This is a genomic window from Lacticaseibacillus suibinensis (genome assembly GCF_003946175.1).
In the GTDB taxonomy this organism is placed as follows: Bacteria; Bacillota; Bacilli; order Lactobacillales; family Lactobacillaceae; genus Lacticaseibacillus; species Lacticaseibacillus suibinensis.
The window spans coordinates 48,743-58,546 of sequence record NZ_RHOK01000016.1; the positions used below are offsets into that span (position 1 = coordinate 48,743).

9 protein-coding genes are annotated in these 9,804 nt (G+C 55.1%); 6 read left to right on the forward strand and 3 right to left on the reverse strand.

Annotated features, from left to right (window positions below; genetic code table 11):
- Position 1 precedes the first annotated feature (1 nt).
- The 3 genes from purH to nrdG all read left to right on the forward strand — a co-directional run bounded on the left by purH (position 2) and on the right by nrdG (position 3,445).
- Entirely contained in the window at positions 2-1,525 is a 1,524-nt protein-coding gene (purH, locus tag EKM90_RS09035; RefSeq protein ID WP_125581862.1) for a bifunctional phosphoribosylaminoimidazolecarboxamide formyltransferase/IMP cyclohydrolase, read from the forward strand.
- A 17-nt stretch (positions 1,526-1,542) separates the two neighbouring features.
- Positions 1,543-2,772, forward strand: a complete 1,230-nt coding sequence (purD, locus tag EKM90_RS09040; RefSeq protein ID WP_125581870.1) for a phosphoribosylamine--glycine ligase — start codon at positions 1,543-1,545, stop codon at positions 2,770-2,772.
- A gap of 130 nt (positions 2,773-2,902) precedes the next feature.
- The gene (gene nrdG, locus EKM90_RS09045) at positions 2,903-3,445 is read left to right on the forward strand and encodes an anaerobic ribonucleoside-triphosphate reductase activating protein (RefSeq protein WP_373305849.1); all 543 of its coding nucleotides are present in this window, start codon (positions 2,903-2,905) and stop codon (positions 3,443-3,445) included.
- Positions 3,446-3,495: 50 nt separating this feature from the next.
- Here the strand turns inward: nrdG and EKM90_RS09050 are convergent, their stop codons facing one another.
- Both EKM90_RS09050 and EKM90_RS09055 read right to left on the reverse strand, forming a co-directional pair.
- Positions 3,496-4,557 (reverse strand): sensor histidine kinase, encoded by a 1,062-nt coding sequence (locus tag EKM90_RS09050; RefSeq protein ID WP_125581874.1) that lies wholly within the window; start codon positions 4,555-4,557, stop codon positions 3,496-3,498.
- 11 nt (positions 4,558-4,568) lie between these two features.
- Positions 4,569-5,243 carry a response regulator transcription factor gene (locus tag EKM90_RS09055; protein WP_125581892.1) on the reverse strand — a complete coding sequence of 225 codons (675 nt, stop codon included), beginning with the start codon at positions 5,241-5,243 and terminating at the stop codon, positions 4,569-4,571.
- A 162-nt stretch (positions 5,244-5,405) separates the two neighbouring features.
- Between EKM90_RS09055 and EKM90_RS09060 the strand changes: the two genes are divergently transcribed.
- Together EKM90_RS09060 and EKM90_RS09065 are read left to right on the forward strand one after the other, a co-directional pair.
- Complete coding sequence (locus EKM90_RS09060; RefSeq protein WP_125581876.1) at positions 5,406-6,182, forward strand: ABC transporter ATP-binding protein; 777 nt, start codon at positions 5,406-5,408, stop codon at positions 6,180-6,182.
- Positions 6,160-8,166, forward strand: coding sequence for an FtsX-like permease family protein (locus EKM90_RS09065; RefSeq protein WP_164507932.1), 2,007 nt, complete (start codon positions 6,160-6,162; stop codon positions 8,164-8,166). Before EKM90_RS09060 ends, EKM90_RS09065 begins: the two co-directional genes overlap by 23 nt.
- On the opposite strand, the gene EKM90_RS09070 is transcribed toward EKM90_RS09065, so the two are convergent.
- A complete protein-coding gene (locus EKM90_RS09070; RefSeq protein WP_125581880.1) occupies positions 8,163-8,702 on the reverse strand; it encodes a hypothetical protein in 540 nt (179 codons plus the stop codon). The genes EKM90_RS09065 and EKM90_RS09070 overlap by 4 nt on opposite strands.
- Positions 8,703-8,761: 59 nt before the next feature.
- Between EKM90_RS09070 and EKM90_RS09075 the strand changes: the two genes are divergently transcribed.
- Positions 8,762-9,514 carry an MBL fold metallo-hydrolase gene (locus EKM90_RS09075; RefSeq protein WP_125581882.1) on the forward strand — a complete coding sequence of 251 codons (753 nt, stop codon included), beginning with the start codon at positions 8,762-8,764 and terminating at the stop codon, positions 9,512-9,514.
- Positions 9,515-9,804: the final 290 nt, after the last annotated feature.

Genomic DNA, 9,804 nt, shown 5'->3' on the forward strand with positions numbered 1-9,804 from the left:
CGTGAAACGTGCATTGCTTAGTGTGTTCGATAAAACTGGCTTGGTGGAATTAGCGCAAGGGCTAGTGGCCCGCGATTTTGAACTGGTGTCGACAGGGGGCACCAAGCGCGCCTTGGAGGCGGCTGGGCTGCCGGTGACTGGGGTGGAAACGGTGACCGGCTTTCCAGAAATGCTAGATGGGCGGGTGAAGACCCTGCATCCCAAAATTCATGCTGGCATCTTGGCTAAGCGTGATGTGGCGTCGCACATGGCGGCTTTGACCGCTCATGACATCACCCCAATTGAAGTGGTGGTGGTGAACTTATATCCTTTCGCGGCTACCATTGCCAAACCTGAGACCACTCGCGCCGAAGCCATTGAGCAAATCGACATCGGTGGGCCTAGTGCCTTGCGCGCGGCGGCGAAAAACGCGGCTGCGGTGTGGGCCGTGGTGGACCCAGCCGATTATGCTCAGGTGCTGTCCGGCTTGGATGAAGACGATGCGGCGCTGCGTGCGCGCCTGGCGGCCAAAGTGTTCCAAACAACCGCGGCTTACGATGCTCAAATCGCCGCCTATCTTGATCCAGAGCCATTCCCGGCGACCTTCACGCCAACCTTCACCAAGCAGCAAAGTCTGCGTTATGGTGAAAACAGCCACCAAGACGCCGCTTTTTACGTGGCCCCGGATGCCCCAGCGGAATCGTTGGCCCACGCCCGGCAGCTTCACGGTAAGGCCCTGTCCTTCAACAACATTCGCGATGCCGATGCCACGCTGGCGATGGTGAATGAATATCAGCAGCCAACAGTCGTGGCAGTGAAGCACATGAACCCCTGCGGTATCGGGCAAGGGGCCACCATTGAGGAAGCGTGGGATAAGGCCTACGCGGCCGATCCGATGTCAATTTTTGGCGGCATCATTGCGCTCAATCGCCCAGTCGATCTGGCGACCGCCGAAAAAATGCACAAGCTGTTCCTAGAGATCATTATGGCCCCGAGTTTTGATGACGATGCCTATGCGGTGCTCGCCAAGAAGAAAAATCTGCGGCTGTTGACGGTCACCTTGGCGCCGGCCCAGAGCAAGCCACGGGTCGAAACCGTCGCGGTACTAGGCGGGGTGCTGCGGCAAACCACCGACACCGCCATTGAAACGGCGGCAGATTTGACGGTGGTCACCCAGACCCAACCCACCACTGAGCAAATCGATGCCATGCTGTTTGCCCAGCAAGTGGTCAAACATGTGAAGAGTAATGCCATTGTGATTGCCAAGCAGGGCCAAACCTTAGGCATTGGGGCGGGGCAAATGAACCGCATCGGTTCCGTGGCAATCGCGCTGAAACAGGCCCAGCAAAACGCTAATTTCGCTGGCGCCGTGATGGCTTCGGATGCCTTTTTCCCGATGGATGACTGTGTGGAATATGCCGCGCAACATGATATCAAAGCGATTATTCAGCCTGGTGGCTCGATTCGCGATCAAGATTCAATTGCCATGGCTGATAAGTACGGCATTGCGATGGTCACCACCGGCGTGCGGCACTTCCGGCACTAGGACAGAGGAGGCGCATCATGGCAAAAGTCTTAATTATTGGCAGTGGTGCACGGGAAAGTGCGCTGGGACAAGCCTTTTTGGCTTCGCCTCAAGTCAGTGCGGTGTTTGTGGCGCCGGGTAACGCGGGGATGCCGCTGCTGGGGCTGACACCGGTGGCGATTACGGAAGATCAGACCGCAGCGCTGGTCGCGTTTGCCGCCGACGTGGACTTGACGTTTGTCGGCCCTGAGCAGCCGCTTGCCGCTGGGTTGGTCGATGCCTTTCAGGCCGCGGGCCGGCCAGTGTTTGGGCCGACGCAAAAAGTGGCCCAGCTGGAGAGCAGTAAGCAGTTCGCCAAAGCCTTCATGGCGGCCCATCATTTACCGACGGCGGCGGTTAAAGTTGCCCATAGCCAGGCTGAAGCCACCGCTGCCGCCGCGGTCATGAGCTTGCCGCTGGTGATCAAGGTGGATGGGCTCGCTGCCGGCAAAGGCGTGACCATTGCCACCAGTCCCGAAACCGTCACGGCTACCCTGGCCGCTTTATACGCAGCGGATACCCAGGCGCCGGTGCTGCTCGAAGAATATTTGAGCGGCCAGGAAGCGTCAGTGCTGGCGATGTTCAATGGCACCAAGCGCGTGCTGTTTCCGCTGGCCCAGGATCACAAGCGCCGCTTTGCTGGCGACACTGGCCCGAACACTGGGGGGATGGGCGCCATTAGCCCCGCGCCGCAGTTCTCGAAGGTCCAGCAGGCCCAAGCGGCGGCGCTGGTGGATCAAACGCTGGCGGGGATGGTCGCAGACGGCCTGACCGGCACTGGGGTGTTGTATGTGGGGCTGATGTTCACGCAGCACGGACCGAAAATTCTGGAGTACAACCTGCGCTTTGGGGATCCGGAAACACAGGTGCTTTTGCCGCAGGTGACCAATGATTTCTACCAGCTCACCCAGGACTTACTCGCCGGGCAAGCGCCGGCTTTGACCCTCAATGGCCAAACTTATTGCGGGGTGGTGGCAGTCAATCCCGCTTATCCGCAAAGTGGACCAGCTTTGCCGCTAGTGGTGCCAACCGCTGCCCAGTGTGACTACTGGATTCCGGCTGGGGTGGCGAAGCAAGGCGAGGCGTTAGTGAGCCATGGCGGCCGCATTTTCACCGTGATTGGTAGTGGCAGTGATTTGGCAGCGGCGCAGCGCGCGGCTTATACCCGCATGGCGCCACTGCAAGGGCCACTGGCGGTGCGCGATGACATTGGCGCGAAAGGGTTATAACCATCAGCGACCACAAGATACAGGCGGTGGTCGCTTTTTTGATGCTTTGAACTACCAGATATGGTACGATGGAGCGTGAAATGGAGTGAGCAAGTTGCCAAAAAAGACCTTACCCAATAACCCTAAGCCCATGGAATGGCTGGCTTCTGATTTGTCGCAAGGCTATGTCGCTGACTACAAGCCGTTCACTTTTGTTGACGGTGAAGGTGTGCGCTGCAGTATTTATGTGTCTGGTTGTAAGTTCAATTGTCCCGGCTGCTACAACAAAGTGGCCCAGAACTTTCACTATGGCACGCCCTACACTCAGGAGCTGGAAGACCGGATTATCGAAGATCTTAGCCAGTCCTATGTGCAAGGGCTCACGCTGCTCGGTGGGGAACCGTTTTTGAATACGCAAACTTGCCTCCAGCTGTGCCGGCGCGTGCGGCGCGAATTCGGCCATACCAAGGATATCTGGAGCTGGACCGGCTACAAATGGGACGAATTGATGCAGGAATCACCGGATAAACTAGAATTACTCAACCTGCTGGATATTTTGGTGGATGGCCGGTTCCTGGAAGCCGAAAAGGATTTGACGCTGCAGTTTCGCGGCAGTGCCAACCAGCGCATCATTGATGTGCCAGCCAGTTTGGCGAGCGGCGAAGTGAAAATTTGGGCCAACTTGGTCCGCTAAAGGAAGCAAAGGGGCGCTAGCTGCGAACAGCTAGCGCCCCTTTGTGCGATTTATTCTTCAACGATCGGTTTGGTCAGTGTGTTGCCTGACTCGCCGTAGTAAGACAAATGCGGGAAGTGCACCACCACGCTGGTGCCTTGGTCAACCGTGCTGGTTAAGGTGAGGTGATGGCCGAGCTTTTGACTGAGCTGCGCCGCCAAATACAGGCCGAGACCGGTGGATTTTTGGTTGGCGTTGCGGCCGTTGGTGCCGGTGAAGCCTTTTTCAAACACGCGATGCTGCTCATCAGCAGGAATGCCAATGCCGGTGTCAGTCAGCGTGAGGGTGGCTTCGGTTGGCGTGTCGGCTAGCGCGGCTGTGATGGTGCCGCCAGGTTTGGTGTATTTGATGGCATTGGTGATAATCTGGGTCAAAATGAACCGCAGCCATTTTTCATCGGTCACCACGGTCAGCGGTCCGCCTTGCAATTGAAAGCGGAGTTGGCCGGCGATAAAGCTGTTGCGCTGATCAACGACCACGGCATCGACAATTTTGGTCAGGTCGTATTCCCGGAGTAAGTAATCCTTGGAAAAACTGTCCAGGCGAGAATAGTACAGCACTTGCTCAACGTAAAAGTTGATTTTGTCCAGCTGTAGCGCCATGTCATCGAGTGGCTGCTCAGGGGCTTTGCCATCGAGACTATCCCGCAGCAGCGTGGTCGCCGCCAGCGGCACCTTGATTTCATGGACCCAGGAGTCAATGAACGCCTTTTGATCTTGCTGCTGGGCGATGAGTTGCGACTGTGTCTTTTGATGTTCGCGCAAGACGTGGTTATACGCCGCCACGATGGCTTGTTGCTCATAATGGTGGGCTTCTGGCAGGCGCCAAGTTAAGGCGTCTTCGCCAGCCTCAGTGCGGGCCTTGAATTGATTGACCCAGGCCTTGGTGCGCCGATATTGCCACCCTAACACCACCGCGCCAAACAAGGCCACCAGCAGACTGATGTAGACTAAGGTTCCCGGATGCACCAGGTGCCGCGGATCCAGCCATAGCCCGAAATCAAACAAGGCGAGGCCGAGGCAAAAAAAGACAATGGCGGCGCGGCGATCGCGCAAGTACTCCCAAAACGTCATGTGGCCCTCCTTTAAGGCACAATGTAGCCTTGACCGACCTTGGTTTGGATGTAATCCGGCAGGCCGGCTTCGGCGATTTTTTTGCGCAGACGGTTGATGTTGACGGTTAGGGTGTTGTCATCCACGAAGCGTTCGTCTTGCCACAAGTCCTTCAGCAAATGCGAACGACTCACAATTTCGCCATGCGCGCGCATGAGAATCTGCAGTAGCTTGTATTCGTTTTTGGACAGGTTGATTTCTTGACCAGCCACTTGCGCCATGCCGGTTTTGAGATCCAAGGTCAGGCCGGCATGCTCTAAGGCTTCGCTGCCATTGTCCTGGTAATGGTAAGTCCGGCGCAGCAAGGCATTGATTTTGGCAATCAGCACTTCCATGGCAAAAGGCTTTTCGACGAAGTCATCGGCACCTAAGTTCATCGCCATCACCATGTCCATATTGGTGTTGCGGCTGGAAATGAAGATCACGGGCACTTGGCTGACGTCGCGGATTTTTTGCACCCAGTAGTAGCCATCGCGAACGGGTAAGTTGATGTCCAGCAGCACAAGATCGGGTTGATCTGCAGCAAACTGGTCAGCCACGCGGCTAAAATCCTCAATCACACTGGCTTGAAATTGCCACTTGTTGAGGGCTTGGGCAATCAGGTTGGCAATGGTGCGGTCGTCTTCAACAATCATAATCTTGAACAAGGTTTCCATCTCCGTTCCTTATAGTTGTATAGTAGCGGTTTCGCCGTGGTGGTACAAGCGACCTGGGACCGAGTTTAACGGGTCTTACAGTATCGCAAGGTCAAAGCCACTGCTAATAAAATCTGTTATGATAAAACCAACTTGAAACAGGAGGCTTTCAGCATGCGAGTGGTCGACGTGGCACACCTGACAAAAATCTACGGACATCGGTTAAATCGCGTCACAGCGTTGAATGACTTGAGTTTTCACATCGACGCTGGCGAATTTGTGGGCATTATGGGTCCCAGCGGTGCCGGCAAGTCCACCTTACTCAATACCATTGCCACGATCGATACGCCCACCAGCGGGGAAGTCATCGTGGCCGGGCAAAGCCTGAGTCAATTTTCCGAATCGGAATCGGCCCGCTATCGGCGCGAGCAACTCGGCTTTATTTTTCAGGAATTCAATCTGATTCCAGATTTAACCGTGGCGGATAATATTACGCTACCGCTGACCTTTGTGCCGCCGGTGCCAGATGATTTGGACGCGCGGCTGGCCCGCTTTGCCCACTTGCTCGGGCTCGAGTCGATGCTGACCCGTTATCCGGAGCAGTTGAGTTTAGGCCAGCGCCAGCGGGTGGCGGCAGCACGCGCCATGATTAGCAATCCGGCGTTGATTTTGGCGGATGAACCCACTGGGAGTTTGGATTCGATGGCAGCCACGGAGCTGTTGCAGTATCTGACGAAGCTCAATCTCGAAGAGGATGTCACCATTATGATGGTGACCCATGACGCCTTCACCGCCAGTTTCTGCAATCGCATCATTTTTATTCGTGATGGGAGCTACTTTGCGGAAGTCACCCGGCGCGGACCACGGCAACAGTTCTTCGACAGTATTATCGACATGGAAGCGACGATTAATGGGGGAGGCAAGCGCCGTGGGCCGTCTGATACGCTCTGATTTTCACCGGTATGCCACCATCAATCGGCTTTACGTCGCCATGGCGGCGGTGATGGTCGCACTTTTGTATGCCGTTTTGGCGTTGATTGAAGATGACGCCTTATTCGCGGCGGCCGATCGGTATACCGAGGTCAGTGCGGCGGCGCCGTCAGTGTTGCTGGTGTTGTTAGTGGTGGCCCTGCTGTTCACCATTATCTTTTTACTCTATATGAATACTTTGCTCATTGAGCGGCGGGCGCGCTCAATTTCGGTTTACCGGCTTTTGGGCATGCCGGCGGGTCGGATCGGGCTGACGCTGTTTTACGAGTCGATGCTGCTAGGCGCGCAAACGCTGGTGATCGGTTTTGCGCTGGGATTGCTGTTGTCCAAGTTCTTGGCGATGATGCTGCTGCGGTTAATGGCGCTACCCGTGACGGTGGGGCTGTTGTGGCAGCCGCATGCGATGCTGGAGCTGGTGGCGGTGTTCACCTTGGTCTACGCGGTGATTGGCGTGATCAACGGCATTTATGTGGCCCATATTCCGATTGGTCGACGTTACCAATTGCCAGCCCAAGGTCTGCCGACGCGGGTCACTGGGTGGCGCATGGTGTGGGCCACGGTGGGCTGGGTGCTCTTGATTGGCAGTTACCTAGGTGCATACAACCTCGTCCATCTGGCGTATGCCGTGTCGCAGAGCCGCTTCGGCCATGGTTACATGGTGCTATGGGCGGTGCTGGCGGTGGGGCTGGTCGGGCTGTATTTGGTGTTCCGGTATTCACTGCCGACATTAACCAGTCGGCTCGTGCGGCTGCTTTTTTTCCGCCATCATGCCGTGCGCTTGCTGACGTTAACTAATTTGAACGAGCGCCTGCAGCGCAATGTGCATTCGCTGTTTTTGACCACGTTGCTCGCCACTGGCACCATCACCGTGCTGGGAAGTGGGGCGATTTTTTACCAGTTTGGGCAGGCTGGGGTCAATCAAAGCATCAGCATGGATCTGGTGGCGAGTCCCTATGGGTTGAAAACCACCTACCATGACCTCAATCCTGACTGGATCAAGCAAACCGTGGTGCTGCCAACAAAACTCGCTGCGGGCCGGCTGCACACGCAACATGGCCAGCCTGGAGACGGTGACGAAACTTTTTATAATGTCATTGCCTTAAGTGACTATCAGCGCATCGCCAAGGTGCAAAAAGGCCTGGCCAAGCTGACGTTAAAACCGGGCCAGGCCGTGATGGCGGTATATGGTCGTTCGCTCTATCAACACACTTGGCTGAATCAAAGGCGCCAGTGGTCGATCACGCTGCCGCGAACCGGCCAAAAGTTTCAACTGCAATCCGTCAGCAATCAGTTCCCACTTGGGGTCGATGGCTACTTTGACCGGGCGTTGATTGTCACCGATGATGATTATCAGGTGCTGGCGGCGCCGCGCGATCCAATGACCGGCTATCAGCTCAAGTCGGGGGCAAAGGTCGCGGCCTTCGTGAAAAAGGCGTCTAACACCAGCACCTATGATTTTCTCAGTGGTAGTTCCAAAGCACTGACAGGCGAAAAAAGCCTGCAGCTCAGTCGCACTGAGCATGCAGGCAGTTATTCGCGTAGTGCGTTGCGGCTGAAAGGGCCGCTTTTGGCGCAAATGAATATGCTATTTGGATTAGGCTTGTTCGTCGTCATACTGCTGGGGCTCATTTTTATGATTGCCACGGCCAGCATTTTGTTGATGAAGCAGCTCATCATTGCCTTTCAAGAGCGGCAAAGCCGGCAGATTATTCGGGCGCTGGGGATGCCAACGCGGGGGATGCACCAGATTATCAACTGGCAGACCACGTTGATTTTTGGCTTACCGCTGTTGGTGGGGACGTTCAATGCCTGGCTGATCATTCATTTCTTTAGTTTGTACTTGGATAATCCCGGTTACAGTTTGGTGGTCATCATTGTCTTGATTTACGCCTTGGTGTACGCCGGCTTCGGGGCGCTCACTGCCCGCTTAGTGCGCCGCAGCTAGTCAGCACTGGTCGCTTCGGCCGTGAGCGCTTTGGTCGGGTGATCGGGATCAACGATGGTATAAATGGCCCGGTGATAGCCAAAACCTGCTTGCGCACGCTGAGCGAAAGTCCGCACTGGCGCATACAGCGGCGTATTTTGCGCGGTGTAGACGTCAAGTTTGCGATTCCATGCGGACAACAGCAGATATTCCAGATGCGGGTTGTCGGTTTTCATCAGGACCATGGCGTCGCAACCTTCGAGCCGATCGGCCTGGGCAGTGAATGCAGTCATTTGGCTCACGAACACGCCGGCCTCATCTTTACCAAGTTTGAAGTACATCAGCGCAATATACCCATACGCCGGAACTGTGCCATAATGAGCGAGGACGGTGCCGCGCACTGGCGAAACAAAGGGAATTGCGCCTTTGAGGTCCAGCAGGGCAAAATCGCGGTCTTTTTCCACATCTTTGAGCAGCCTAGTTGGCGTGGCTGCCTGTTTGGCGAATTGTTGCATGTAAGTTTGACTACCGAGAACGAGTTGCATTGTTTGGGTCATGAAATGGCCACCTCCATCTTCTTAGTATAGCGCTTACTTGATTGAAAGGACTGAAGAGCTTGAAATTAACAATTCTGGGTTATTTAGGCGGTTATCCCGACCATGGGGTGGGGACGAGCAGCTACTTGATCACCAGTGGCGATTATCAGCTGTTGATGGATTGTGGCGCTGGCGCGTTGTTGGCGTTAGAGCAGGTGCTGGATCCCAATCAGTTGGACGCCGTGCTTTTGACGCATTACCACCACGACCACACGGCGGATGTCGGCGTCTTGCAGTATTATCGCCAGCTGCATAGCGGCGAGAAGAAGGTTTCACCGCTACCGATTTACGGTCACACTAAAGATCCGCTGAATTTTGCGGCTTTAACCTTTGGTCCGTTTACTCAAGGGGTGGGCTATTCGGCAGAAGCCCCGCTCGACCTGGGGCCGCTGCGTTTGACCTTCCTTGAAACCGAGCATCCGGTGCCGGCGTTTGCGGTGCGGATTGAAGAAAAAGCGACTGGTCAAGTGTGGGTCAATACCAGCGATACGCGGGCCTTCCCGCAGCTGGCGGACTTTGCGCAAGGCGCAGACCTCTTGCTGGCCGATACGAACTTTTTGGCGAATCACCCAGCGCCACTATGGCACTTAACCGCGCCTCAAGCTGGCGCATTGGCTAAGGCCGCTTCGGTCAAGCATTTGCTACTGACACATTTGCCGCAAGAACTGTCGCTGGCAACCCTGAAAGCGCAAGCGCAAGCCGCGGCCCATGGCGTTGATGTGCAACTCGCCAGTGAGGTGCATGAACTTAATGGCAGTGACCTTGTTGGGTAAATGATTAAAATAATTATGGTTATTGTATCGATTTTGTATCAGTAATGGCTTAAGAAAACGCTTGGTTACTCGATTCTTCGCTAGTATCGCTTATTGTTCCTTATATCACAATAAGATTGAGCACGAAAGCGAAAATTTATTTTTCCCCAGTTTACAATTCAAGTGCAACACCCTGACGACTAGACCAAAAAGGCCATGAAGACCTATTCTTGTTAGTACTAGCTAAACAAGAAAGCAGGAATCTTCATGACCCACTCTCAGACTAACACCCACAAGCATTACCAACAACT